Below are 24,314 nucleotides of genomic sequence, written 5' to 3'. Positions count from 1 at the left end.
CCGTATCGGTCAGAGGCGGATGTGGGCGGTGATCGGCAGGTGGTCGCTGCCCGTTCTCGGCAGCGGGTGGATCTCGGTCACCGTCATCGCGCGGGTCAGGATCTGGTCGATACGTGCCAGCGGGGCGCGGGCCGGCCAACTGAAGGCGAAATCGCGGGGTGGGGCTGCCATCAGCGAGAGGACCGGGCGCAGCCCGCGGTCGTCGACGGTGCTGTTGAGGTCGCCCAGCAGAAGGATGCGGTCGAGCGGTTCGGCGGCCAGCACCGCGCCGAGCCGGTGGGCGCTTTCGTCGCGGCGTACGGCGTCGAATCCCCCTGCACCGATGCGTACCGAGGGCAGGTGGGCGACGTAGACGGCGAGGTCGCCGTGCGGGGTGCGGGCGACGGCGCGCAGCCCGCGGTTCCAGTCCGGGCCGACGTCGTGCGGGCGGATGTCCACCGTGGCCGTCTCGGTGAGAGGGAAGCGGGACCAGAGGCCGACGGTGCCGTGCACCGTCCGATACGGGTACTCGGCGTGCAGCGCGGCCTCCCAGGCCGGCAGGGCTGCCGGCAGGAGTTCCTCCAGGCCGATCACATCCGGCCGGGCCGCGATCAGCGTGCGCGCCGTCCCGGCCGGGTCGGTGTTTTCGTCACTGACGTTGTGCTGCACGGCGACCAGGTGATGTGGCTGTTCTCCTCGGGGTAGTAGGTGTGCGCCGAACTGGGCGAACCAGGCGGCGACCGGCAGCAGCGCGGCCAGCGCACCCGCCGCGGAGCGCCGCCACCAGGCCAGGCCGAGCAGCGCGGGAACGGCCAGCGCGAGCCACGGCAGGAACGTCTCGACCAGGCTGCCGAGATTACCGATCCCGTTCGGCATCAACTGAGGGAAGGCCAGGACGGCGGCGGTCAGCACCGCGACGGTGACCAGGGCGACACGGAAGATCGGCACGCGGCGATCTTCGCAGGCCCGCTCGTGACCACCAATCCGATCTGCTCCGCAAGATCCCGATGCTCCAGGCGAAGCTCGCTGAGCTGCCCGAAGAGCTCCAGCGCGAGCTGTTCACAGCCTTCCGCCTGGAGATCCGCTATGACGTCCGCCTTGGGGTGGCGTTGATCCGAATCACTCTGGACTACGAAACGATCGAAGGAGTCGCGGAGATGGCAGAGGAACTTCCCGGAAACGAAAACAGGCACCTGCCGGAGGCAGGCGCCTGTGCCGAAGATTTGGTGAGTGCCCCCGGCAGGATTCGAACCTGCGGCACCCGCTTTAGGAGAGCGGTGCTCTATCCCCTGAGCTACGGAGGCATGATGTGCATCAGTAAGCCTAGCGAAAGGTTGGGCCCGCTCGCGCCTCCACCGGGGGTGTCGTTTCGAGTTCCCCGGTCACCGGCAGGCTGACCTGCGGTAAAGGCATGGCAAGTCCCCGTACGGCGGCGTGGGTGGGGCGGTTACCGTCGCTGGCCGTGACCGTAACGCGACGTGGAGCCGCGCGCGGGCTGCGATCGGCGGTGCTCGTCGTGGCGCTGATCGCGCCGGCGATCCTGGCCTCGGGCATGCTCATGGCCGACTTCACCGGCTACGGGGAGCGGGCGCGCAGCGATTCCGCATCGGACGCGGCCGTACGGGCGGAACCGGCCGGGACGGCGCGTGAGGGGCGTGCCGGAGCGCCCGCCGCGACCGCGGGAGACCGGGTGCCCGCCGGGATGCCCGGCGCGCGGCCGACCGTGCCGCCCGCTGGGGACGCCCCGGAAGCCCGGAGGATCGCCGTGGTTCCGATGGCGGGGGCGGTGCGGGAGCCCCTGCTGGATCCGACTCCGGTGCCCGAGCCGACTGGTCCAGCGCGTCTCTACGGGGGGATCGTACGGATCCTTCCGATCGTCCGGCCCGTGCGTGAGGTCGTCCCCAGGGATGCCCCGGTGGTGCGGCGTCCGGCGGAGGCGAAGCCGGAACCTCGCGAGGAGACGACCTTCAGGTGCGCGCCCGAGTGGCGGGACACATGGTTGTGGGAGCTCTGCCGGGAACAAGAGGCTCACCCGGAAGGCGGGCGATGAGCTGGAAACGCGCAAATGCGACGTGACCGGTCGATAGCGCTTATGCGAACCGGGGCTCGGGCACACAGGGCGCTGTAGTAACGTGCGTCCCTGACCCAGGTCACGAGTTCGCAAAACGGGGGAGTCGATCGTGTCATCTCCTCGATCAGCCAGGCTGATCGCGGTCGCCACGGTGATGACTTCGCTGGCCGTCTCCGCGCCGTACGACACGGCCACGGCCGCCTCGGCAGACGCCACGGTCACCGCGAGAGATTCGACGACCGCGACCGCCTGGACCGGTGAGCTCGGCAAGGAGCCCACCTCGCTGACCGAGCTGCGGCGAGAGGCCCAGAAGGCGTACAAGTCCATCGAGGACGCGAACAGGGCGCTGGTGGCGCGCCAGAAGAAGTTCGGCGCCGTGGAGAAGGAGCTGGTGGCCAAGCTCGAAAGCCTCCAGCAGGCCACGGCGGAGCTCAACAAGATGCGTAAACCGCTGTCCGACCTGGCGTCGTCGCTGTATCAGGACCCGTCCGTCGACGGGCTCAGCCCGTTCTTCAGGGTGGGAAACGGCACGGACACGCTCCGGAGGATCGCCGACCTCGATCACCTGGTCGCCGGGCGGAACAACGTGCTCGGCGACGCGATCAAATTGCTGGAGCGGCAGCAGCAGCTCGCCCAGGAGGCCCAGGAGCTCCGGGCGGCGAGCCTTCTGCAGGAGGCGCAGCTGAGCGCCCAGGTGACCGCTCTGCGCAAGCGCTCGTCCACTCTGGTCCGATCGCTGACCAGAGCGCTGATCAAGCTCGGCGTGAAGATCGGCGACGGGACACAGGGGGCGGGGGGATGCGACCCCACCAGGATCACCCAGGCGGAGCAGTACCCGAACGGCCTGCTGCCCAAGAACATCCTGTGCCCCCTGCCGCAGGATGGGGAGACGCTGCGGGCGGACGCGGCGATCGCCTTCGCCGATCTCAACATCGCCTACAAGAAGCGGTTCGGCACCTCGATCTGCATCTCCGACAGCTACCGCAGCCTCAGCGAGCAGCAGTCGGTCTACTACCGGCGGCCCGGTTTCGCGGCCACTCCCGGTAAGAGCAACCACGGGCTGGGGCTCGCCGTCGACCTGTGCGGCGGAGTGCAGAACTTCCGTTCGGCGCAGTTCAACTGGCTGGAGGCCAACGGCAAGCGGTTCGGCTGGTTCCACCCCGCCTGGGCTTACAGCAGCCCCTTCGAGCCCTGGCACTGGGAGTACGACCCCAAGCTCGGCTCACTCCTGTGACGAGCACGCGCTGACGGCCGGGTCTCAGCGCGGGTGGATGGTGACGAAGAGCCTGCCCTGCGCCTGGGCCTGGGCGAGTTGCGCGGCCTGGCCGGGGGTCGTGGCGAGCACGAGCAGCGCCCCGCCGTCCGTACGGCCGGGCGGTCGTGCGATCACCCGCGCCTCCTGGGCGATGACCCGGGCCTGGAAGGGCCCGTCCTCGAAGGCCGCGAGGACGTCGATCACGTCACCCGGGGACAGCAGCCGGGCGGCGTCGGGATCGGCGATCCGTATCGGCGTCGCGACCACCTGTCCGGCGGGCGCCTGCCCGGCAAGGGCCTGGCGGAACAGGCCGGGGCCGAGCAGGCGCGCGTCGGTGAGCGGCTCACCCCGGCGCAGCGCACCGGCGACCACGCGGCCCGTCACCGGGGTGCCGGGCACGTACGCCCCGGCGGGCACCGCGTCGGGCGGCAGCCGTACGACCATGACGTCGGAGGGGGCCAGCCGGCCTCCGGGGAGGTCCCGGGCGGCGGCGAGGACCTCCACCCCGTCAGGGGTCCGGACGGCCAGCAGCACGCAGGCCACCGCCAGACCGGCGAGGACGGCGGCGATCGGACGGCGACGCCGCACCGCCAGGCGCCTCACGTCGCGCATGGCCGCACCGCCCCGAAACGGGCTCCGGCTGTTCCACGAGCGGCCTCACACCGTCGGCCGGGCGCGATCAGGAGGAGCCGATGGGCGGAGGGCCGCCGCCGACGGGTCGTGGCACGCATCGGTGGTCTCAGGGAAGCTCGATCGGCAGTTTGACGCCGTCGAGCGCGCTGCCGCAGGGGCAGGCGCGCTCCTCCGGCAGGGCCTCGACGACCTGGCCGACCAGAGCGCGCATCCGCTCGACGTTGGCGGCGAAGAAGGCCAGGACCTCTTCGTGGGTGACCCCCTCACCGGCCTCCACGCCGGCGTCGTGGTCGGTCACGAGGGCGAGCGTCGTGTAGCAGAGGGCGAGCTCACGGGCGAGGACGGCCTCGGGGTGCCCGGTCATGCCGATGATCGACCACCCCGCGCTCGCGAACCACTTCGACTCGGCCCGGGTGGAGAAGCGGGGCCCCTGGACCACGACCAGGGTGCCGCCGTCGACCGTGCCCCAGTCCGTCTCGCGCGCCGTCGCGACGGCGGCGGCCCTGCCCACGGGGCAGTACGGGTCGGAGAACGACACGTGGACGGCCCCGCTGTCGTAGTAGGTCTGCTCGCGGCCCTGGGTGCGGTCCACGAGCTGGTCGGGGATCACGAGGGCGCCCGGGCCGATCTCCGGGCGCAGGGACCCGACCGCGCTGGGCGCGAGCACCTGGCGGACGCCGAGGGACCGCAGAGCCCACATGTTCGCCCGATAGGGGATGTGGTGGGGAGGAAAAGTGTGGCCGCGGCCGTGCCGGGGGACGAACGCGACGGTCCGCTCGCCGATGCGGCCCACGGTGATCGAGTCACTCGGCGGGCCGTACGGCGTCGTCACGTCGATCTCTTCGGCGTCCTCCAGCAGCGAGTAGAACCCCGAACCGCCGATGACCCCGATGTCTGCGCGATTGACCATGGGCCGACACTAGCGAACGCCGCCGCCCACCCGGCGCGTCCCACCGACCCCTGTGGATAACCTCAGGCGGCGGCGGTGGAGCCGGACGACGACGTGCTGGACGAGGAGGTGCTCGACGAGCTCGACGAGCTCGTGGAGGCCGCGGCGGCCTCCTTCTTGCCCGAGTCGCCGGACGACTTCGTGGAGGAGGACGGCGTGGTGGCGGCCGGAGTCGACGACGTGCTCGACGAACGGCTGTCGGTCCGGTAGAAGCCGGAGCCCTTGAACACGATGCCAACGGCGGAGAAGACCTTGCGCAGCTTGCCCTGGCAGGCCGGGCACTCCGTGAGCGGGTCGTCAGAGAACTTCTGGACGGCCTCCAGCTGCTCACCGCAAGCGGTACAGGCGTACTGGTAGGTAGGCACTCGCTCCTCCTGAGACTGGCACTCGACCGGGTCGATTGCTAATCGTACGCAACCAACAAGCGCAAACGCCACTCCAGCCATGTTTATTGCCCCGGGGCGTCCCTTTCGCTCAAGGCCCGTTGGACAGCCCCGTTCAGTTGCCGCGTTCGCCGTACCAACCGGCGAGCTTGCCGCGGCGGCTCACGGCGCGCAGGCGGCGTTCGACCGTCTCCCGCTGGGCGGCCGTGGTGACCACGAGAAGCTGGTCGCCCGCCAGCAGCCGGGTCGTCTGCGTGGGCACGAACGACTGCCCCTTCCGTACGACGAGCGTGACCATGGTGTTCGCGGGCAGCCGGAGCTCGAAGATCTCCACGCCGTGCATGAGCGAGCCGGACGGGATGCGGACCTGCAGCAGGTCGGCGTTCAACTCCTCCAGCGGCGCGGCCTCCACGTCGAGGTCGCGGGCCTCGCCCTCCGCCGCCAGGCCGAGCACCCGGGCGAGGTACGGCAGCGTGGGCCCCTGCAGGATCGTGAACACGATGACGATGATGAAGACGTCGTTGAACAGGCCCTTCGCTCCCGGCAGGCCGGCGGCCCAGGGGATCGCGGCCAGCACGATGGGCACCGCGCCGCGCAGCCCCGCCCACGACAGGAACACCTGCTCGCGCCACGTCAGCGAACCGAGGCGCAGGAGCCGCGCGATCGCCGCGGACACCAGCACGGACGCCGGCCGGGCGAGCAGGACCAGCAGCAGGCCCGACACCAGGGCCGGGACGAGCACGCCCGGCAGTTCGCGCGGATCCGCGAGCATGCCGAGCATGACGAACAGCCCGATCTGGGCGAGCCAGGCGGCGCCCTCCGCGAAGCCGCGCGTGGCGGCGCGGTGGGGGAGCTTGGCGTTGCCCAGGATCAGCGTCGTCAGGTAGACCGCGAGGAACCCGCTGCCGTGCAGCAGGGTCGCCCCGCTGTAGGTGACGAACGCGAGCGCCAGCACCGCGATCGGGTAGAGGCCGGAGGCGGGCAGGGCGACCCGGCGCAGCGCGTACACCCCCGCCGGGCCCACGGCGAGACCGACGGCCGCGCCGATGACCAGTTCGACGGTGGTGTCCAGCAGGACGTGCGGCAGCGAGAGGGTGAGCGACGAGCCCGCGCTCAGCATGATCACGAGGATGACGGTCGGGGCGTCGTTGAAGCCCGACTCGGCCTCCAGGATCCCGGCGAGCCGGGGCGGCAGCGGCAGCCGTCTCAGCACGGAGAACACGGCCGCCGCGTCGGTCGACGCCAGGAACGCGCCGAGCAGCAGCGCCATCCGCCACTCCATGCCGAGCAGGACCGCGACGCTCGCCGCGAGCACGACGACGCTGACCGCGATCCCGGCCGTGGCGAGCACGAGCGCTGTCGGCACGGCGGCGCGTACGTGGTTCCAGTTGGTGGTGAGACCACCCTCGGCGAGGATCACGGCGAGCGCGACCATGCCGAGTTGCTGGGCCGTCTGGGCGTTGTCGAAGTTGATGCCGACGATGCCGCCCTCACCGAGCAGCAGTCCGAGGCCGAGATAGAGGAGCAGCGTGGGAAGGCCGGTGCGATGCGCGATCCGTACGGACGCGATGGCCGCGATGACGACGACGGCGGACAGGAGCAGCCAGACGTTCAGACCCACCCGCTCCCTTCGCCGTCCGTCACGTCAATCTTGTCACATTTGTACCAAACGGGCGATTCCACTCGGGAGGGCGGCGAAGCGTACGCGCTGGTCATGCGGCTCGGCCGGAACCCCTTCCATCAACTCGCCCTCGTGCAGGAGCGCCACCGTCGGCACGTTCGGCCCGACGCGGGCGAGCGCGCGGTCGTAGAACCCGCCGCCGCGGCCGAGCCGTACGCCGGTGACCCGGTCCACCGCCAGGGCCGGCGCAATGACCAGCGCGGCGGTGCGGATCGCGTCGACGCCGCGCCGGACGTCCACGGGCTCCATGATCCCGTTGGGGCCGGGCGCCAGCGAGTCGGGGCCGTCGTACACCGCCCAGTCGAGGTCGCCGTCCGGGCGCTGGACCGGCAGGATCACCGTGGCGCCGTGCTTCCACAGGGCCAGGATCAGCCCCTGTGTGGACGGCTCGGTGCCGGTCGACCAGTAGCAGGCCACCAGGCCCGCCATCTGCACCCACGGCTGGTCGAGGAGTAACTCCCGGATGGACGCCGACGACTCGCGCAGCGTCCTGGCATCGAGTTCCGATCGGCCGCGAAGGATACGCCGACGCAGGTTCATCTTGTCCAAAGACCGCTCCGTTAGTGTCTACTCATGGCTGACTTCGATCCCGTGACCAAAGCCGTCGTGCCCGCCGCGGGTCTCGGCACCCGCTTCCTTCCCGCGACGAAGGCGACCCCCAAGGAGATGTTGCCCATCGTCGACAAGCCGGCCATCCAGTACGTGGTGGAGGAGGCCGTCTCCGCCGGACTGCTGGACGTCCTCATGGTGACCGGCCGCAACAAGCGCTCGATCGAGGACCACTTCGACGTAGCGTACGAGCTTGAGGACGCTCTTCGCGCCAAGGGCGACGAAGAGCGGCTCAACCAGGTGAAGGAGCCCGTCGACCTCGCCACCATGCACTACGTGCGGCAGGGGGAGCCCAAGGGCCTCGGCCACGCCGTCCTGTGCGCCAAGCAGCACGTCGGCCACGAGCCGTTCGCCTGCCTGCTCGGCGACGACCTCATCGACCCGCGTGACCCGCTGCTCAGGCGCATGATCGAGGTGCGCGCGACCTACGGCGGCAGCGTCGTCGCGCTGATGGAGGTGCCGCGCGAGCACGTCTCCCTGTACGGCGCCGCCGCCATCGAGCCGACCGACGAGGACGACGTCGTCCGCGTCACCGACCTCGTGGAGAAGCCCCCGGCCGACGAGGCGCCCTCGAACTGGGCCATCATCGGCCGCTACGTGATCGACCCGGCCGTGTTCGGTGTGCTGGAGCGGACCCCGCCCGGGCGCGGCGGCGAGATCCAGCTCACCGACGCCCTGCGTACGCTGGCCTCGACGGGCCCGGAGGAGGGCGGTCCGGTGCACGGCGTGCTGTTCCGCGGCCGTCGCTACGACACCGGCAACAAGCTGGAGTATCTGCAGACCGTGGTGCAGTTCGCCGCGAACCGGGACGACCTCGCCCCCGAGTTCATGCCGTGGCTGCGGGAGTTCCTCGACAAGTCCGGACAGTGAGCCGATGAAGCCCGTCGACCGCCATCTCGCCGACATCCTCGCGGCGGTGCGTCCGCTCGCGCCGCTCGAGGTCGAGATCGACGCCGCCCTCGGTGCCGTGCTGGCCGAGGACGTCGCCTCGCCCGTCCCGTTGCCGCCGTTCGACAACTCGGCGATGGACGGCTACGCCGTACGGGCCGAGGACGTGGCCGCCGCGCCCGTCACGCTGCCCGTGATCGGGGACGTGGCGGCCGGCGACGGCGGGCTGAACGCCCTCGGCCCCGGCCTGGTCACCCGCATCATGACCGGCGCGCCCATGCCCGCGGGCGCCGACGCCGTCGTCCCGGTGGAGTGGACCGACGGCGGCACCGCCCGCGTACGGATCGACAGGCCGGCCCCGCTCGGCAACGCGATCCGGCGGGCGGGCGAGGACGTCCTGGCGGGCGACGTGGTGCTCCGCGAGGGAACCAGGATCGGGCCCGCCCAGATCGGCATCCTCGCCGGGGTCGGCCGCCGCCGGGTGCGGGTGCGGCCCCGGCCGAGGGTCGTCGTGCTGTCCACGGGTGCCGAGCTCGCCGAGCCCGGCACCCCGCTGGGCGCCGGGCGGATCTGGGAGTCCAACAGCTTCATGCTGGCCGCGGCCGTGCGCGAGGCGGGGGCGGAGGGGTTCCGGGCCGGTTCGGTGACCGACGACCCCAAGGAGTTCCTGGACACCCTGGACGCCCAGCTCCTGCGGGCCGACGCCGTGATCACCAGCGGCGGCGTCTCGATGGGGGCATACGAGCCGGTCAAGGAGGCACTGTCGCCGCTGGGCACGGTCACCTTCGAGAAGGTCGCCATGCAGCCGGGCATGCCGCAGGGCTTCGGCGTCGTGGGGCCGGACCGGGTGCCGATCTTCACGCTGCCGGGCAACCCGGTCTCGTCGTTCGTCTCGTTCGTCCTCTTCGTGAAGCCGGCCCTGCGGGTGATGCAGGGCCTCCCGGCCGGGCCGCCCGCGACCGTACGCGCGACCGTCACCGCGCCGCTGCGCTCTCCCGCCGGGAAGCGGTCGTACCTGCGGGCCATGCTGACCGGCGAGAGCGTCGCGCCGGTGACCAGGCAGGGCTCGCACCAGCTCGCGGCGCTGGCCGGGGCGAACGCGCTGATCGTGGTGCCCGAGGACGTGACCTCGCTGCCCGAGGGCACCGAGGTGGAGGTGATACCCCTGTGAATGACGGCACTGCGAAGCTGACTCACGTGGACGAGTCGGGCGCCGCCCGGATGGTGGACGTCTCCGAGAAGGACGTGAGCGCGCGTACCTCCGTCGCGACGGGCCGGGTGCTGCTGTCGCCCGAGGCGGTGGCCGTGCTGCGCGCGGGGGACGTGCCGAAGGGCGACGCGCTCGGCGTGGCGCGGATCGCCGGGATCATGGGCGCCAAGCGCACCCCCGATCTCGTGCCGCTGTGCCATCCGATCGCCCTGACCGGGGTGAAGGTCGACCTGGCCGTCGTGGACGAGGGGGTGGAGATCACCGCCCGGGTCCGTACGGCCGACAGGACGGGCGTCGAGATGGAGGCGCTCACGGCCGTCACCGTCGCGGCGCTCGCTCTGGTGGACATGGTGAAGGCGGTCGATCCGGCGGCGGTGATCACCGACGTCCGGGTGGAGGAGAAGACGGGCGGCAAGAAGGGCCACTGGACCCGTTCCGGACAGGAGTAAGGCGTGCGCGCGTTGGTGGTGACCGTCTCCAACAGGGCGTCGGCGGGCGTCTACGAGGACCGCTCCGGGCCGCTGCTGGCCTCCCTCCTGACGGAGGCGGGCTGCGACCGGGTGGACGGGCCCCAGGTGGTCCCCGACGGGGACGCCGTCGAGGCCGCGCTGCGCGAGGGCGTCGCCGCGGGCTACGACGTGATCGTCACCACGGGCGGGACCGGGGTGACGCCTCTCGACCTCACTCCGGAGATGACCGCCCGGGTGCTGGACCGGGAGATCCCGGGCATCGCCGAGGCCGTACGCCAGGTCAACAGGGAGAAGGTGCCGACGTCGATCCTGTCCCGCGGTCTCGCCGGGCAGGCGGGCAGGACGCTGGTGGTCAACCTGCCCGGCTCCTCCGGCGGCGTACGGGACGGCATGGCCGTGCTGACCCCGATCCTGGCTCATGTCGTCGACCAGATGCACGGCGGCGACCATGCGCGCTGAGGACGCGAGGCGTCCCGCGTGGCGCGTTGACCGTGTTCCGGTGGATGATTGACGAATGGATCGACTTCGCGGCTGGCCGGCGTCCATGGCCGAGGGGCCCGTCGGGCTGCGGCCGCTGCGCCTGCGTGACGTCCGTGACTGGCGCGACACCCGGCTGCGCAACGCCGAATGGCTGCGTCCCTGGGAACCGAGCAACCCCGAGACCCCGCTGTTCCGCACCGGCCTCGGGCCGTACGTCTCGATGGTCGGCACGCTGCGCCGCGAGGCCCGCCAGGGGATGGCCATGCCCTGGGTCGTCACGTACGAGGGACGGTTCGCCGGGCAGCTCACCGTGGGGGCGATCGTGTGGGGGTCGGCCCGCTCGGCACAGGTGGGCTACTGGGTCGACGGCGCGCTGGCGGGGCGGGGCATCATTCCGACCGCGCTCGCCATGGCCGTCGACCACTGCTTCTTCACGACCGGTTTACACCGTCTGGAGGCCAACATCCGGCCGGAGAACCACGCCAGCCGCAGGGTCGTGGAGAAGCTCGGGTTCCGCGAGGAGGGCATCCGCCGGCGTCAACTGCACATCGACGGCGCGTGGCGCGATCACATCTGTTACGCGCTGACCGTCGAGGACGTGCCGCGCGGACTGCTCGTCCAGTGGCGCCGAACGATGAACTCCGCCGCCCGCCGCAGCGAGTCCAGCCCCGGCTAGGCGGATTCGCCCCGGCACTCCTGGGCGGGCGCCGCTGCAATCGAAGAGCAAACCGATCACCAGCGTGCGCTGTGATGCTGCCTGACGAAAGGTGAAACCGCCTCACGGGAGACGTCCGCATGCACGCAGGCTCCGTCCATCGCACCCGGGTGGCCCGTCCTCGCGATGACGGGTCTGGCCTGTGAGGATCACGCGCTCGCACGGGATCGAATTACATGAAGAGCTTTGACGATCTCGCGACACACCGGACCGAATGCTCGTCATTCAGTGACACGCAGTCCTACGGTGCGTGACGTGAACACCTCTCCGCCGACACAGGTCCACGGACGTGTTCACCATGCCCTTCGTCCGGGGGTGTGGGGGTGGGCGCATGGGTAGCGCCGTCCTCTACCTCGCCATCGTCGTCATGTGGCTCAGCGTCCTGCTGCCCATGTGGCTGCGTAGGGACCGGCACATCGACGACGACCTGTTCGAGGAGCAGGCGGAGGCGTCCACGCTGTCCGAGCCGCCCGCCGCCGACCCCGCCGTCTCCGCCGAGGACTTCTCGGAGGCCGGCTCCGACGACGCCGGCGGCGACGCCGACACGGTCGTCACACCGCCGGCCGTGGCCTCCGCAGAGGTCGCGCCGGGCGCCGAGATCGTCACCGCGGACCAGGCCGAGACCGTCACGGCGGAGCAGGTCGCGGCGGAGCGGCACGCGCGGGCCCGCCGCGTCGCCGCCCACCGCCGCGCCCGGATCCTCGCCCGGCGCCGGCGGCGGCTCCTGTGGAGCATCCTGCTCGTGCTGGCCTCCGTGGTCACCGCGGCCGTCCGCGTGATGCCCTGGTGGGCCGTCGCGCCCTCGGGCGTGCTCATCGTCGGCTACCTCGCCGTGCTGCGCGTGGCCGTACGCGTGGACAGGGAGCAGCGGGAGAAGGCCGCCCAGGCGCGGGCCGAGCACCTGCGCCGCCAGCGGGAACGCCGCCGCGCTCTGGCCGCGCTGGCCCGCGAGGCGGAGATCATCAAGTTCGAGGCGCGCAGGCGCGTCCAGGTCTTCGACCAGTACGCCGACGGACGCCGCGCGGCAGGAGACTGATTCGGTGGCGCGAACACCCCGCAGAGTTTGCTAATCTAGTCGAGGTCGTTGGGGCTATAGCGCAGTCCGGTAGCGCACTTCGTTCGCATCGAAGGGGTCTGGGGTTCAAATCCCCATAGCTCCACCACGACAGAGGCCGGTTCCGCCCAGCGGGACCGGCCTCTCTGCTTCTCCGCGCGACCGTCTGAGCGGCCACGCGTGTCCCACCCCGCCGTCGTGAGCGTACGAGGACGAGAGCCGGGGAACCCTTGGTGTTCCGCCGGACATACGGATGGGACCGTGGCGACCTGTCGGGTTCGGACGGCTACTTCTTTTCCGGCTCTTTCCGCCTCATGTGGTCCACTGGCCAGGAGGGGGGAGGATGCGCCTGCACGACCGCTTCTCCATCACGCGCCGGATCACCCTGTTCACCGGGGCGACGGCCATCCTGCTGTGCGCGCTGCTGGCCACGTCCGTCATGATGGGCTTTCATCGTTACGCCAGCGACACCGTCACCAGGGAGGTCGCGGCAGCGGGTGGCCGGGTGGCCGTCGAGCTCGAGCGGGGGCAACTGACCTACCCTCTCGTCGAATACAAGTCCCGCGATCTCCAGGTGGTCGACCCGTCCGGCCGCGTGGTCGCGTCGACCACGAAGATGCAGGGCAAGCCGAGAATGGCGCGCTTCGTTCCGCCGGACACCAGGAACAGCACCACCTGCGTCGTGTGCGGCGGCGACTTCCCGGCCGCCGAATGCAACATCGTCGTGGCGCAGTGGGCGCACCGCATGGGCGAGAGATGGATGGTCTACAGCGCCTCCCCGGTGGTGCCGCCCTGGGTCGATACCTGGCTGGCCGGGCTGGTGGGGGCGAGTGCGGCGGCGCTGGCCGCGGCCATCACCTATGTCGGCTTCCGGAACGTGCGGGCATCGCTCAGACCGGTGAACGCCATTCGCACGGAGCTGGACGAGATCAACGGAAACTGCCCCGGCCGCCGGGTGCCGGTGCCGCCCACAAATGACGAGATCCGGGCGATGGCCGACAGCGTCAACCGCACGCTGAGCCGGTTGGACGGCGCGCTGCAGCAGGTGCAGAGCGCGCTGCGGCACCAGCGTCAGTTCGTCTCCAACGCCTCCCACGATCTGCGCACCCCGATAGCCGCCATGCGTGCCGAGGTGGAGGACGGCCTTCTCGCGCCGGAGGAGACCAGCGTGCCCGAGCTGGGTTCGGTCCTCCTGCCCAGCCTCGACCGGCTGCAGGCGATCGTGCACGACCTGCTGACCCTCGATCGGCTGGATCACGGCGTGTGCGGCGAGCAGTGCAGGCTCGATCTGGCCGAGCTCGTGTCCGCGGAGCTGCGCAACCGCCGTCACCCGGCCAAGCGTGTCGAGTGCGCGCTCGAGCCGGGGGTCGTCGTGGTCGGCGACAGGGTGGGTCTCGCTCGGCTGCTGACCAACCTCCTCGACAACGCCGAACGGCACGCCAAGACGACGATCACCGTGTCCGTACGGCACGAACCCGGCGAGGATCACGGCGCGGCCGTGCTGGAAGTGGTCGACGACGGGCCGGGCATCGACCGGGACAAGCGCGAGTTGGTGTTCGACCGGTTCATCCGGCTGGACGCGGCGCGCAGCAGGGACGCGGGGGGCGCGGGGCTGGGTCTAGCGATAGCCAGGCAGATCGCGGAGACCCACGGAGGCAGCCTGGGAATCGAGGACAGCCCCGTCGGCGCCCGCTTCGTCCTGCGCCTCACGGCCGTTCCCGCCACGGCGGCGGCTCCGGCCGACGACAGCCTTCCCACAAATCCATTGACGGAGTGAGTACTCACTCCGTACTGTCGGAGGCATGACAGATTCCCCCACACGCCGGCGCGCGCCGGCGATGAGCACCGAGCAGCGCCGGGCGATGATCGTCGCCGCGGCGCTTCCGCTGGTCGCCGAGCACGGCGCCGCAGTCACCACCGGTCAGATCGCCCGGGCCGCCGGCATCGGCGAGGGCACCGTCTTCCGGGCCTTCGGCGACAAGGACGAACTGCTCGACGCGTGCCTGACCGAGGCGATGAACCCCGGCCACGTGCTGCGCGAGCTGGCCTCGATCTCCCTCGACGAACCGCTTCCCGATCGGCTGACACAGGCGGCCGAGGCACTGCGCGCCCACCTGGGACGCATGGGGACCGTGATCGGGGCCCTGCACGGTACCGGTCACCGCCGCGAGCGAGGCCGCGGCGATCGGGACGGTGCCCGCGAAGGCGACCGCGAAGGTGACCGGGAAGGTGACCAGCCGTCCCCGGGAAGCAGGGAGGCCTCGATGAAGGCGACCCGGGAGGCGATCGTCGAACTGATCGAACCCGACCGCTCGGCGCTGCGCCTGGAACCCGAGAAGATCGCCTCGGTCTTCCTGGGGATGCTCTTCACCCGTTCCCAGGGGCCGTCCCCGGAGGAACTCGTCGACATCCTCCTGCACGGCACCCTCAAGAGCCGGGAGAGCGCGGCATGACCGTCACGCTCAACCACACCATCGTCCCCGCCGTGGACAACCGCGAGGCGGCCCGGTTCTTCGCCTCGGTCATGGGTCTGCCGGAGCTCCCGCCCGCCGGACGGGACGGCCACTTCGCGCCCGTACGGGTGAACGACACGCTGACCCTGGACTTCATGACCGTGGCGGACCCCGTCGGCGTGCATCTGGCCTTCGACGTGGACCCGGTCACGTTCGACGGGATCCTGGCCCGCCTGCGGGAGGCCGGGGTGCCCTACGGCAACGATCCTGCCGAGCCCGACAACGGCCGGATCGACCATCCGCTGTGTCCGCGCGGGCTGTTCTTCGTCGACGCGGCGCGCAACCTCTACGAGGTCATGTCCCCGGCGTGACCGACCGGAGGCCGAAGACCCCGGCGGCGTTGTCGTGGCAGACGGCGCGCAGCCACCCGTCCCCGAGGTCCAGGTCGGCCAGGGCCGACAGCGCCTCGGCGTACGGGTAGGGGATGTTGGGGAAGTCGGTGCCGAGCAGGACGCGGTCCTGAAGATCCAGCAGGAGCGGCACGGCATCCCGGGGGAAGGGCGCGGTCTCCTCGGTGAAGCGGGTGAAGGCCATCGTCGTGTCCAGGCAGACCGACGGATGACGCAGGGCCAGCGCGAGGAACTCGGCGTACTCGGGAGTGCCCATGTGGGCGATCACGAGCCGCAGCCGGGGATACCGGGAGAGCAGGGCCGCGATCGGTTCCGGCCCGGTGTGGGGCCCGGGAACCGGGCCCGACCCGCAGTGCGTGACCACCGGGACGCCGTGGTCCTCCAGCAGCCCCCAGACCCCGTCGAGCAGCGGGTCGTTCGGGTCGTACGCGCCGACCTGGAGATGCGCCTTGAACACCCGGGCGCCCGCCTCGATCGCCCGCGCGACGTACCGCGAGGCGCCGGGCTCGGGGAAGAACGTCGCCGTGTGCAGGCAGCCGGGGACCCGGGCGGCGAAGCCGGCGGCCCAGTCGTTCAGCCACTCGGCCATGCCGGGCTTGTGGGGATAGAGCATGGAGGTGAACGCCCGCACGCCGAAGGCCCTGAGCCGTTCGACGCGGTCGTCCTCGGGCAGCCGGTACGTGATGGGCCAGGCCCGGCCGACCAGCGGCCCGGCGGAGTCGAAGTAGGCCCACACCTTGGTCAGGACGCGGTGCGGCATGAAATGGGTGTGCACGTCGACGAGGCCGGGCAGGCCCAGGCTCCGCCAGAACGCGTTCACGCTCCGGATGTCGTCTTCCTTGGCGATCGTCTCGTCCGGCATGACCTCACACGTTATCCGCCCCCGCGGCCAGGTAGCGCCCGGCGAGCGTACGCAGGTGGGCGCGCAGGCCGGGCGGGTCGAGCACGGTGAAGGGCACGTCGAGCGAGGTGAGGAAGGTCGTCAGGTTGTGCAGTGAGTCGCCGCCGGTCTCCAGCACGCAGGCGTCCGCCCCGTCGGCACGCAGCAGCCCGGCCGCGGCGGTGAGCCGCGCGCCCATGACGTCGACGGGGGCGTGCAGCCGTACGACGGCCCGGTGCCTCCAGGCGGCCGAGCCTGTCCCGCGTACGACGTGGGCGGCGGCGTCGCCCTCGGGCGGTTCGCGCGGGGTGAACCGGGGGCCGTTCGGGACGCGCGGCCGCACCCGGTCGGCGCGGAAGGTCCGCCAGTCGCGGCGGTCGACGTCCCAGGCCAGCAGATACCAGCGCCGCCCGGTGAAGACGAGCCGGTGCGGCTCGGCCGTGCGGCGCCCCTCGTGCCCCCGGTGGTCGAGGTAGTCGAAGCGCAGCGTCTCGTGGTCGCGGATGGCCGCGGCGATCGAGGTCAGCGTCTCCGGGTCCACCGTGGGACCGTGCCCCGGCACCGCGACCGTCGCGGCGCGCACGGCCTCGATCCGGTGGCGCAGCCGGGACGGCAGCATCCGCTGGAGCTTGGTGAGCGCGCGCAGCGAGGTCTCCTCGATGCCGGTCACGGTGCTGCCCGCGGCGGCCTGCAGGCTGACGACCACCGCGACGACCTCCTCGTCGTCGAGCAGCAGCGGGGGCAGGGAGGACCCCGCTCCCAGCCGGTATCCGCCGGCCGCGCCGGTGGTCGAGCGGATCTCGTACCCCAGGTGGCGCAGCCGTTCGACGTCGTTGCGCACGGTCCTCGTGGTCACGCCGAGCCGGTCCGCCAGATCGGCGCCCGACCAGCCGGGCCGGGTCTGGAGCAGCGCCAGCAGCCGAAGCAGCCGTACGGAGGTTTCCAGCATGCCGAGCAGTATCCCGTTCATTGAGGAACGGCACGTTCCTCAATGCCTTCTAACGTTCACGTCATCGACGAAGGGAGCAACCGATGTTGCGTGGACTGACGACCGTGAGTTTCTGGGCCGACGACGTCGAGGAGGCGACGAGGTGGTACGCGGAGGTGCTCGGCGTGGAGGCCTACTTCGAGCGCCGGGGGCCGGACGGGCGGCTCGCCTACGCCGAGTTCCGCCTCGGTGACCACCAGCACGAACTCGGTTTCATCGACCGGCGTTACGCGCCGCACCCGGCCACCGAACCGGCCGGGGCCGTCGTCTACTGGCACGTCGACGACGTGGCGGCGAGCCTCGGCAGACTGCTGTCGATGGGCGCGAAGCAGCACGAGGCGCCGACGGAGCGCGGCCCGGGCTTCGTGACCGCCTCGGTGACCGACCCGTTCGGCAACGTCCTGGGGATCATGTACAACGCCCACTACCTGGAGGTGCTCGGAGGCCGCGGATGAAAGTTGCAGAGCCGTGCGCGGCCTACCAGGCGCGTAGGGCCTGCCATGCCGGCGTCCGTTGACCGGCCGCCGTCCGGCGCAGACGATCACCGTCACCGGGGCTGTCGACCGAGACGAGGAGCGTCGACGATGAGATCGAAGACGGAGATGAGCGCCTGGATGACGGCGGTGCTCCTGGCGGCCGCCGCGCTCGTCGTACCGGCGGTGGTCGAGACCGAGTCGGGGGCCACGGCCTACGCCCTCACGACGGCGCCGCCGCCGCCCACGCCCATCCCGTGCGAGCCGAGCACGTCGCCGTCGGGCACGCCGCCGACCGCGCCGGGGACGCCGGAGATCGTCAACGTGTTCCTGAACACGGTCAGCCTGCGCTGGGCGCCTGCCACCGACGAGGACGGCATCGCCTGTTACCGCGTGCAGGAGACGCGGGGCGGCGTCACCTCCCTCAAAGCGACCTTCGGGCCCAACGCCACCGGTGGCTCCTTCGCCCTGGGCTGGCCGCCCAGCGGTGTCGCATACGAGGACCGCGTGCTGCACGTCGTGGCCGTGGACACAGAGGGGGCAGTCTCACCCGCGTCGGGATCCGTGACCGTGAGGATCTACAACGACATCATCGCCTCGCCGTCGGCGTCGCCGTCCTTCCCGCAGACGATCCACTGCCAGGTGGTGTACCGGCCCGTCACCTGGACGGGCGGGATGACCGCGACCATCGAGGTCACCAACACGAGCACGACGCCCGTAAGGGACTGGCGGCTCACGTTCCTCTTCACCGACCCCGGCCAGGCGGTGACCTCGGGATGGTCCGCCACCTGGTCCCAGACCGGTTCCGAGGTGACGGCGGCGGCCCCCTCCTGGGCTACCGACATCGGTCCCCATCAGACGGTGCACCTCGGCTTCAACGGCTCCTACTCCGGGGGCGACTCCAACCCCGTGCAGTGGCATCTCAACGGCGAGCCCTGCACCAGGAAGATCGTCACCAGCTGAGGCCCTCAACCGCGTCGGGGGCGTCCCCGTACAGCACGCGGGGGCCCGGCCGGTTCAGCCGAGGCCGGCGTACTGCCGGGGGCGCAGCGCCTGGGCGCGCAGCGCGGCCAGCGCGGCGCGGCGCCCGGCGGTCGTGAGCCCCCAGGTCTCCGCGCCCCCGGCACGCCGCACGGGTTCCCGTCCCGCCGCCCCGGGCTCCTGGGACGCGGCCTCGGGTGTGTGGGTCGCGGCCCCCAGGCCCAGGGCGTCGAGGCGGTGGCGGAGCCGGGCGAGCGGGCCGGTGAGGTCGGCGCCGCCGACCCGGCCGCCGTCCGTCGTGCGCCAGCCCTCGCCGTTGACCACCTCGGCGACCCGGTCGCGCAGCTCGTCGTCCCGCACCACGCCGCCGTCCACCAGGATCATCAGCGCCGACTCGCGGATGGAGACCTCGAAGTCGTGCTCTCCGGGGGCGGGGACGAGCAACGTGGTCGTGGCCGCCTCCCACAGGGCGGCGCGGTCGTCCAGCAGGTTCCTGCCCGTGGTGGTGAGCACCAGCCTCCGCCCGCTGCGCCGCAGCGCCCCGAGGTCGTCCACGGCGATCTGCCGTAGTTCGGTGAGGGCCGGTACGTCGTTCTCGCCGCGCACCGTCCGATCCGCCCAGCCGAACCGGCCGGCCGCCTCGACGGCCACGGCCCGCCCGACGTTGAGCCGCTCGGTGAGGCGGACCCCCGTGCGGGCCAGGCCGAGCAGCCAGCGCAGCGGTTCCAGGTGTGGCTCGTCCGGAGCCGCGATCGGCGCGTGCAGCCGCACCTCGAAGGGCTGGGCGAGCTCGCGGCGGGCGGTGCCGCGCCCGAGCACCCAGCGGTTCAGCCGCTCGCCGTGGACCCGGTGCAGCCAGCAGTCGCCGCCCAGCTCGGGACGGGGGGTGGTGAGCCAGCGGCGGGTCAGCTCCTCGCGGTCCACCGGGTCTCCGGCGACGATGGCCAGCTCCAGGGCGGCCGCGCAGGCGACGTGCGCCCCGAGCTCCTCCGGCCCCATGATCGAGCTCCACGACAGCTCGGCGATGTCCGGGGGGACCACGCCGGTGGCCTCCAGCTCCCGGTGGTAGGCCGCGGCCCCGGCCTCCTCGCCCTCCCTGGCGTACGTCAGCAGGATCCGGGCGGTGGCGGGGGAGTCGCACAGGGCGGCGTAGCGCTCCATGCCGGCGAGCCTCAGCAGCACGCCGAGGGCGCGCGCGATGGTCGCCTGGTCGCCCGGCACCTTGATCGGCAGCGTGTACCAGAGGAACTCGCACACGTCGAACTGGCTGATGGTCTCCAGCGCCTCGCCACCGGCGAGCCACTCGACCGCGACGCGGGCGGGCTCGGCGATGTCCGGATCGGAGCGCTCCAGCTGGGCGAGGAGCGCGGCGACGTCAGGTGCGGGCATGACCCGCAGTCTGCCGTATCGACCCCATCGTTGACGACGACCCGGTATCACTCGCGACCACCCCCTCTGAGCGCAACGCTATGCGCCCAACGATACGGGGGTCTCAGATCCACCGGTCGAACAGCATCCTCGCGTGCCAGGAGTCGTAGGGGATGACCTCGGCGGCGATGACGGGATAGAGCCAGCCGAAGTTGACCAGGGCCAGGAGCACGAACGCGCCGACCACGGCCGAGCCGACCACGCGCCGGTTGGGCCGGGCCGGGCTCTCTCTCCCGATGATCAGCCCGCAGACCAGCACGAGCGCCAAGATCATGAACGGCACCATCGGCATCGCGTAGAACATGAACATCGTCCGGTTGTCCGCGATGGCGAAGTAGAACCAGGGCAGCCACCCGGCGGCGTAGCCGAGCAGCACCGCGCCGGCGCGCCAGTCGCGGGTCGCGACGTACCAGGCGATCATGCCGATCAGCGCGATGGCGCCGGCGAACCAGATGATCGGCGTCCCGGTCCCGAGGACCGCCCAGGAGCAGGAGGCGGCGCCGCAGTTCTTCGGCGACTCGTAGAAGAACGCCACCGGGCGCAGCAGCAGCGGCCACTGCCAGGGCTCGGACTGGTACGGGTGGCTCGTCTCCAGGCCGGTGTGGAAGGTGAGCACCTGCTTCTGGTAGTCGAACCACGACCGGAACGAGTCGATGACGAAGAAGACCGGCCCGTTCGCGGTGGCCTGGTCCCAGTTGCGGCCGTACCCCTTGTCGGTGACGAACCATCCCGTGAACGAGACGATGTAGGTGACGACCGGGACGACCGCCATCCACGCCGCGGCGAGCGGCAGGTCGCGGCGGACGACCGTGCCGTACGGCCGGCCGGTCCCGACGGCCCGCCGGGCGCCCGCGTCCCACAGCAGCGACATGATCGCGAAAGCGGCGATGTAGAGGCCGCCGGTCCACTTGGTGGCCATGGCCGCGCCCAGGCACAGCCCGGCGGCCAGGCGCCAGGGCCGCAGGCCCAGCCGCGCCCCGCCGGCCGGCGATCCCGCCTCGTGCCAGTCGGCCAGGCGGCTGCGGAACCAGTCGCGGTCGGCCACCAGGCAGGCGAACCCGGCGAGCACCCAGAACATCAGGAAGATGTCCAGCAGCGCCGTACGGGACAGCACGAAGTGGAGGGCGTCGAGGGACAGCAGCAGGCCGGCCACGCAGCCGAGCAGCGTCGAGCGGGTCATCCTGCGGGCCGTGCGGGCGAGGATCAGGATGGACAGCGAGCCGAGCAGCGCGGCGGCGAAGCGCCAGCCGAAGGGGTTCGCGCCGAAGATCAGCTCGCCGAGGCCGATCAACCACTTGCCGACCGGCGGGTGCACCACGTAGGACGCGCACTCGCCCACCGTGCCGCACTGCTTGAAGATGTTCTCGTTGCCGGCGAGCAGGAGCTTGTCCGCGCCCTCCACGAACTGCCGCTCGACGCCGTACTTGATGGTCGCGAAGGCGTCCTTGGCGTAGTACGTCTCGTCGAAGACGACCGAGTGGGGCGTGCCCAGCCGGTAGAACCGCAGGAAGCCGCCGAACAGGGCGACCAGGATGGGGCCGAGCCAGCCCCACATGCCGCTGCCGGGCATGGGCGGCACCAGCCGGTCGCGCAGGGACACCGTGGGAGCCTCGTCCTGCGCTCCCTCTTCCGGCTGCTCGAACGCCTTGTGGGAATGGTCGGTCACGGTCACGCCGACAGATTACTGGTGTGTCCCCGTCATGGACACGACTCACGTGAGGATTGCGGCAACAGGCCTTTCGGCGATGAATGTTTCACACCGGTCATAGGGTGGACGGGTGCTCGTTCTCGCCGCGGCCCCGATCGGCCAGCCCAAAGACGCGTCCCCACGGCTGCGCGACCTGCTCGCCGCCGCCGACGTGATCGCGGCGGAGGACACCCGCAGGCTGCGGCGGCTCGCCGCCGACCTGGAGATCGTCATCGGGGGCCGCGTGGTGTCCTACTACGACGCCAACGAGAGCGCGCGGGCCGCCGAGTTGCTGGAGGCGCTGCGCGAGGGGCGGACCGTGGTCGTGATCACCGACGCCGGGATGCCGGGCGTCTCCGACCCCGGATACCGGCTCACCCGCCTCGCGGTCGAGGCCGGCCTGCCCGTGACGGCGCTGCCCGGCCCGTCGGCGGTGACGACCGCCCTCGCCGTCTCCGGCCTGCCGAGCGACCGGTTCTGCTTCGAGGGGTTCCCGCCGCGCAAGCCCGGGGAGCGGGCCAGGCGCCTGGCGGCGCTGGCGGCCGAGGAGCGCACGATGGTGTTCTTCGAGGCGCCGCACCGCCTGCACGCGACGCTGGAGGCGATGGCGGAGGCATTCGGGGCCCAGCGGCCCGCCGCCGTCTGCCGGGAGCTCACCAAGACGTACGAGGAGGTGCGGCGCGGGGGCCTCGGCGAGCTGGCCGATTGGGCGGCCGGCGAGGTCAGGGGCGAGATCACGCTGGTGGTGGCGGGACGGACCGCCGAGGAGGCCGCGCCGAGCATCGAGGAACTGGTCGAGGAGGTGGCCAGGCGTGAGGGCGCGGGCGTGCCGCGCAAGCAGGCCATCGCCGACGTGGCCAAGTCCGCCGGCGTCCCCAAACGCGACCTCTACAACGCCGTCCACGCCACCCCCTCGCCGTGACCTTGTAGTTCGTCCCGCCGATGTGGCCCGGGTCAGCGGCCACTCCTGCGGCCAACTACAAGATCACGCGCGGTGAGGGCGGCGGCGAGGCAGGCGAGCGGCGCCGCGGGCAGCAGATAGCGGTAGTCGAACTCGGCGGTCGCCGCCGGGGCCAGGATCAGGCCCGCCGCCCCCAGCCAGGGCAGCAGCGCGGGCCCGCCGAGGTCGCGCCAGCGGCGCGCCACGCCGTACAGGCCGGCCAGCAGCAGCAGGCCCAGCACGAGGCCCGGCAGCCGTACGACCGTCTGGTATCCGATCATGATGTCCGACCACGGCGAGACCACGTGCGTCGCGGCCGGGCCGTTCTCGTACGCCTCGGCGTCCTTGTCCGTGGTGCTGTGGTAGGAGCTCCACTTGGGCAGCTTGCGGGTGTACTCGTTGTCGAACTCGTACTGCAGGAAGGTCTTGGCGTCCGGGAACCGGGGGCGGCCCCACTGGAAGGCGCGGAAGAAGTCCTTGGCCACCGCGGCCAGGTAGTCACCCGGCTGGGACAGGATCGCCCTCTTCGCGAACGTGCTCGCGTTGGCGTTGATCTCCGGGGTGAACTTCATGCCCGAGCCGAAGACGTGGAGCTGGTTCTGGTCGTCCCACCACAGATACGCCTGCGCGGACAGGCCGCGGTCCTTGGGCGCGACGTTGATGCACAGCAGCGCCAGCTCCAGCTCGCGGCGCTCGTCGATGTTCATCTTGTGGCAGTCGGCGAACAGCGACGTCCTCATGTAGAGGATCACCCCGTCGCTGTTGGTCATCGCGAACTGGCCGTTCACCGCCTTGAACCAGCCCATGTACGCGAGCACGGGCAGCGCGCACGCGGTGACCATGGCGACGATCGGCTTCCAGCCCGCCCGTTTGATCACCAGGTACGCCACGACCAGGGCGAGGATGGGCAGGCCGATGCTCCGGGTCAGCGCCGTCAGCGCGAGCAGCAGCCCGACCACGGTGCCGCCGCGCCAGGTCAGCCGCTCCCGCCACAGCACGAGCGTCACCACGCCCACCACGAGCAGGATGAACATGGTGTCCGACATGATCAGCTGTTCGAGCTGGATCTGGTAGGCGTCGAACATCACGGGGGCGGCGGCGAGCGTCGCCCCCCAGCCTGGAATCCCAAATCTTCTGGTCAGCAGCGCATAGATAAGGAACGCCGTCGCCAGGCCCATGAGGTGCTGGGTAAACACCACCAGCGAGAAACTGTGGAACGGCTTGAGCAGCAGCAGCCAGAAGCTGTACCCGTCCGGGCGGATCGGGTGCGGACGCGGGCGCAGCGCCACCGACACGTAGTCGTAGGAGTCGTTGAACCACATGGCCGGGCCGAAGCCCAGCATCGTGACGATCCGCAGCACGAAGGCGACGCCGAGCGCGACCGCGAAGACCCGGTGCCGGCGCAGCAAGGCGACCGTACGGCCCCAGCCGCCGGCGGGGGAGGCGTCCACGGAGGGAGGATCAGCGATCGCGACCATTCAAAGTCGCGCGGAGGGCACGGCCCGCGTCGGCCGGCCGGTGTTTCCGCGCTTCCTCCCCTCGATTGTCGGCGCCTGCCACGGAAAACCCGCGGGCATGGGGCGAAGGAGAACTCCGCCGCCCGCGCCGAAATCCGGCGCGTGACCTGCGGGCATGCCGTACACATCGACGTGGCCGGCGCGATGGGAATTGTCCGGGCCGGGCTCGTCCTCTGCGTC

General features: G+C 71.4%; 25 protein-coding genes, 2 tRNA genes and 1 pseudogene. 16 read left to right on the top strand and 12 right to left on the bottom strand.

Going from position 1 to position 24,314, the window contains the following annotated elements:
- Positions 1 to 9: 9 nt before the first annotated feature.
- Positions 10 to 927, bottom strand: coding sequence for an endonuclease/exonuclease/phosphatase family protein (locus HHX41_RS26355; protein ID WP_310742181.1), 918 nt, complete (start codon positions 925 to 927; stop codon positions 10 to 12).
- Positions 928 to 1,210: 283 nt separating this feature from the next.
- A tRNA-Arg gene (locus tag HHX41_RS26350) sits at positions 1,211 to 1,283 on the bottom strand.
- A 158-nt stretch (positions 1,284 to 1,441) separates the two neighbouring features.
- Between HHX41_RS26350 and HHX41_RS26345 the strand changes: the two genes are divergently transcribed.
- Entirely contained in the window at positions 1,442 to 2,029 is a 588-nt protein-coding gene (locus HHX41_RS26345) for a hypothetical protein (RefSeq protein ID WP_182908147.1), read from the top strand.
- Between the two features lie 130 nt (positions 2,030 to 2,159).
- Complete coding sequence (locus HHX41_RS26340; protein WP_182908146.1) at positions 2,160 to 3,284, top strand: D-alanyl-D-alanine carboxypeptidase family protein; 1,125 nt, start codon at positions 2,160 to 2,162, stop codon at positions 3,282 to 3,284.
- A 24-nt stretch (positions 3,285 to 3,308) separates the two neighbouring features.
- On the opposite strand, the gene HHX41_RS26335 is transcribed toward HHX41_RS26340, so the two are convergent.
- The gene (locus HHX41_RS26335) at positions 3,309 to 3,917 is read right to left on the bottom strand and encodes an SAF domain-containing protein (RefSeq protein WP_182908145.1); all 609 of its coding nucleotides are present in this window, start codon (positions 3,915 to 3,917) and stop codon (positions 3,309 to 3,311) included.
- Between the two features lie 127 nt (positions 3,918 to 4,044).
- Entirely contained in the window at positions 4,045 to 4,848 is an 804-nt protein-coding gene (locus HHX41_RS26330) for an S-methyl-5'-thioadenosine phosphorylase (protein WP_182908144.1), read from the bottom strand.
- 75 nt (positions 4,849 to 4,923) lie between these two features.
- On the opposite strand from HHX41_RS26330, the gene HHX41_RS41975 reads away from it, so the two are divergent.
- Positions 4,924 to 5,097: a hypothetical protein gene (locus HHX41_RS41975; protein ID WP_310742198.1), complete on the top strand. Its 174-nt coding sequence runs from the start codon at positions 4,924 to 4,926 to the stop codon at positions 5,095 to 5,097.
- A gap of 14 nt (positions 5,098 to 5,111) precedes the next feature.
- Here HHX41_RS41975 and HHX41_RS41970 read toward each other — a convergent pair.
- The 3 genes and pseudogenes from HHX41_RS41970 to HHX41_RS26315 all read right to left on the bottom strand — a co-directional run.
- Positions 5,112 to 5,333: pseudogene (locus tag HHX41_RS41970) on the bottom strand (FmdB family zinc ribbon protein); the annotation flags it as partial.
- Positions 5,334 to 5,385: 52 nt separating this feature from the next.
- Positions 5,386 to 6,891, bottom strand: a complete 1,506-nt coding sequence (locus HHX41_RS26320) for a potassium/proton antiporter (RefSeq protein ID WP_182908142.1) — start codon at positions 6,889 to 6,891, stop codon at positions 5,386 to 5,388.
- Between the two features lie 33 nt (positions 6,892 to 6,924).
- Complete coding sequence (locus HHX41_RS26315) at positions 6,925 to 7,491, bottom strand: 5-formyltetrahydrofolate cyclo-ligase (RefSeq protein WP_182908247.1); 567 nt, start codon at positions 7,489 to 7,491, stop codon at positions 6,925 to 6,927.
- Between the two features lie 33 nt (positions 7,492 to 7,524).
- Between HHX41_RS26315 and galU the strand changes: the two genes are divergently transcribed.
- The 10 genes from galU (at position 7,525) to HHX41_RS26265 (ending at position 15,201) form a co-directional block, all read left to right on the top strand.
- The gene (gene galU, locus HHX41_RS26310; RefSeq protein WP_169983524.1) at positions 7,525 to 8,430 is read left to right on the top strand and encodes a UTP--glucose-1-phosphate uridylyltransferase GalU; all 906 of its coding nucleotides are present in this window, start codon (positions 7,525 to 7,527) and stop codon (positions 8,428 to 8,430) included.
- A 4-nt stretch (positions 8,431 to 8,434) separates the two neighbouring features.
- Positions 8,435 to 9,619 carry a gephyrin-like molybdotransferase Glp gene (glp, locus tag HHX41_RS26305; RefSeq protein WP_169983523.1) on the top strand — a complete coding sequence of 395 codons (1,185 nt, stop codon included), beginning with the start codon at positions 8,435 to 8,437 and terminating at the stop codon, positions 9,617 to 9,619.
- The gene (gene moaC, locus HHX41_RS26300) at positions 9,616 to 10,107 is read left to right on the top strand and encodes a cyclic pyranopterin monophosphate synthase MoaC (protein ID WP_182908141.1); all 492 of its coding nucleotides are present in this window, start codon (positions 9,616 to 9,618) and stop codon (positions 10,105 to 10,107) included. Before glp ends, moaC begins: the two co-directional genes overlap by 4 nt.
- 3 nt (positions 10,108 to 10,110) lie before the next feature.
- Complete coding sequence (locus HHX41_RS26295) at positions 10,111 to 10,587, top strand: molybdenum cofactor biosynthesis protein B (RefSeq protein WP_182908140.1); 477 nt, start codon at positions 10,111 to 10,113, stop codon at positions 10,585 to 10,587.
- A 55-nt stretch (positions 10,588 to 10,642) separates the two neighbouring features.
- Entirely contained in the window at positions 10,643 to 11,284 is a 642-nt protein-coding gene (locus HHX41_RS26290; RefSeq protein WP_079313233.1) for a GNAT family N-acetyltransferase, read from the top strand.
- A 370-nt stretch (positions 11,285 to 11,654) separates the two neighbouring features.
- Positions 11,655 to 12,359, top strand: a complete 705-nt coding sequence (locus HHX41_RS26285; protein ID WP_182908139.1) for a hypothetical protein — start codon at positions 11,655 to 11,657, stop codon at positions 12,357 to 12,359.
- 50 nt (positions 12,360 to 12,409) lie between these two features.
- Positions 12,410 to 12,486: transfer RNA gene (locus HHX41_RS26280), tRNA-Ala, on the top strand.
- Positions 12,487 to 12,720: 234 nt separating this feature from the next.
- Positions 12,721 to 14,154, top strand: a complete 1,434-nt coding sequence (locus tag HHX41_RS26275) for a cell wall metabolism sensor histidine kinase WalK (protein WP_182908138.1) — start codon at positions 12,721 to 12,723, stop codon at positions 14,152 to 14,154.
- Positions 14,155 to 14,179: 25 nt separating this feature from the next.
- Positions 14,180 to 14,830, top strand: coding sequence for a TetR/AcrR family transcriptional regulator (locus HHX41_RS26270; protein WP_259401331.1), 651 nt, complete (start codon positions 14,180 to 14,182; stop codon positions 14,828 to 14,830).
- A complete protein-coding gene (locus HHX41_RS26265; RefSeq protein WP_182908137.1) occupies positions 14,827 to 15,201 on the top strand; it encodes a VOC family protein in 375 nt (124 codons plus the stop codon). The genes HHX41_RS26270 and HHX41_RS26265 overlap by 4 nt, the downstream gene beginning before the upstream one ends.
- Here the strand turns inward: HHX41_RS26265 and HHX41_RS26260 are convergent.
- Positions 15,185 to 16,102 (bottom strand): amidohydrolase family protein, encoded by a 918-nt coding sequence (locus tag HHX41_RS26260; RefSeq protein WP_182908136.1) that lies wholly within the window; start codon positions 16,100 to 16,102, stop codon positions 15,185 to 15,187. The two genes, HHX41_RS26265 and HHX41_RS26260, sit on opposite strands and share 17 nt — an antisense overlap.
- 4 nt (positions 16,103 to 16,106) lie before the next feature.
- Positions 16,107 to 17,069 (bottom strand): YafY family protein, encoded by a 963-nt coding sequence (locus tag HHX41_RS26255; protein ID WP_182908245.1) that lies wholly within the window; start codon positions 17,067 to 17,069, stop codon positions 16,107 to 16,109.
- Positions 17,070 to 17,152: 83 nt separating this feature from the next.
- Between HHX41_RS26255 and HHX41_RS26250 the strand changes: the two genes are divergently transcribed.
- Together HHX41_RS26250 and HHX41_RS26245 are read left to right on the top strand one after the other, a co-directional pair.
- Positions 17,153 to 17,563, top strand: coding sequence for a VOC family protein (locus HHX41_RS26250; protein ID WP_182908135.1), 411 nt, complete (start codon positions 17,153 to 17,155; stop codon positions 17,561 to 17,563).
- Positions 17,564 to 17,692: 129 nt separating this feature from the next.
- A complete protein-coding gene (locus HHX41_RS26245) occupies positions 17,693 to 18,544 on the top strand; it encodes a cellulose binding domain-containing protein (protein WP_182908134.1) in 852 nt (283 codons plus the stop codon).
- 54 nt (positions 18,545 to 18,598) lie between these two features.
- Here the strand turns inward: HHX41_RS26245 and HHX41_RS26240 are convergent, their stop codons facing one another.
- Complete coding sequence (locus HHX41_RS26240; RefSeq protein WP_182908133.1) at positions 18,599 to 19,951, bottom strand: hypothetical protein; 1,353 nt, start codon at positions 19,949 to 19,951, stop codon at positions 18,599 to 18,601.
- 103 nt (positions 19,952 to 20,054) lie between these two features.
- Positions 20,055 to 21,662 (bottom strand): phospholipid carrier-dependent glycosyltransferase, encoded by a 1,608-nt coding sequence (locus HHX41_RS26235; RefSeq protein WP_182908132.1) that lies wholly within the window; start codon positions 21,660 to 21,662, stop codon positions 20,055 to 20,057.
- Positions 21,663 to 21,768: 106 nt separating this feature from the next.
- Between HHX41_RS26235 and rsmI the strand changes: the two genes are divergently transcribed.
- Positions 21,769 to 22,599 (top strand): 16S rRNA (cytidine(1402)-2'-O)-methyltransferase, encoded by an 831-nt coding sequence (gene rsmI, locus HHX41_RS26230; RefSeq protein WP_182908131.1) that lies wholly within the window; start codon positions 21,769 to 21,771, stop codon positions 22,597 to 22,599.
- Positions 22,600 to 22,631: 32 nt separating this feature from the next.
- Here rsmI and HHX41_RS26225 read toward each other — a convergent pair whose 3' ends face one another.
- Complete coding sequence (locus tag HHX41_RS26225; protein ID WP_310742180.1) at positions 22,632 to 24,068, bottom strand: hypothetical protein; 1,437 nt, start codon at positions 24,066 to 24,068, stop codon at positions 22,632 to 22,634.
- Positions 24,069 to 24,314: the final 246 nt, after the last annotated feature.

It is taken from the genome of Microbispora sp. H13382, from assembly GCF_014161445.1.
In the GTDB taxonomy this organism is placed as follows: domain Bacteria; phylum Actinomycetota; class Actinomycetes; order Streptosporangiales; family Streptosporangiaceae; genus Microbispora.
This window is presented reverse-complemented; position numbering and strand designations above follow the sequence as displayed.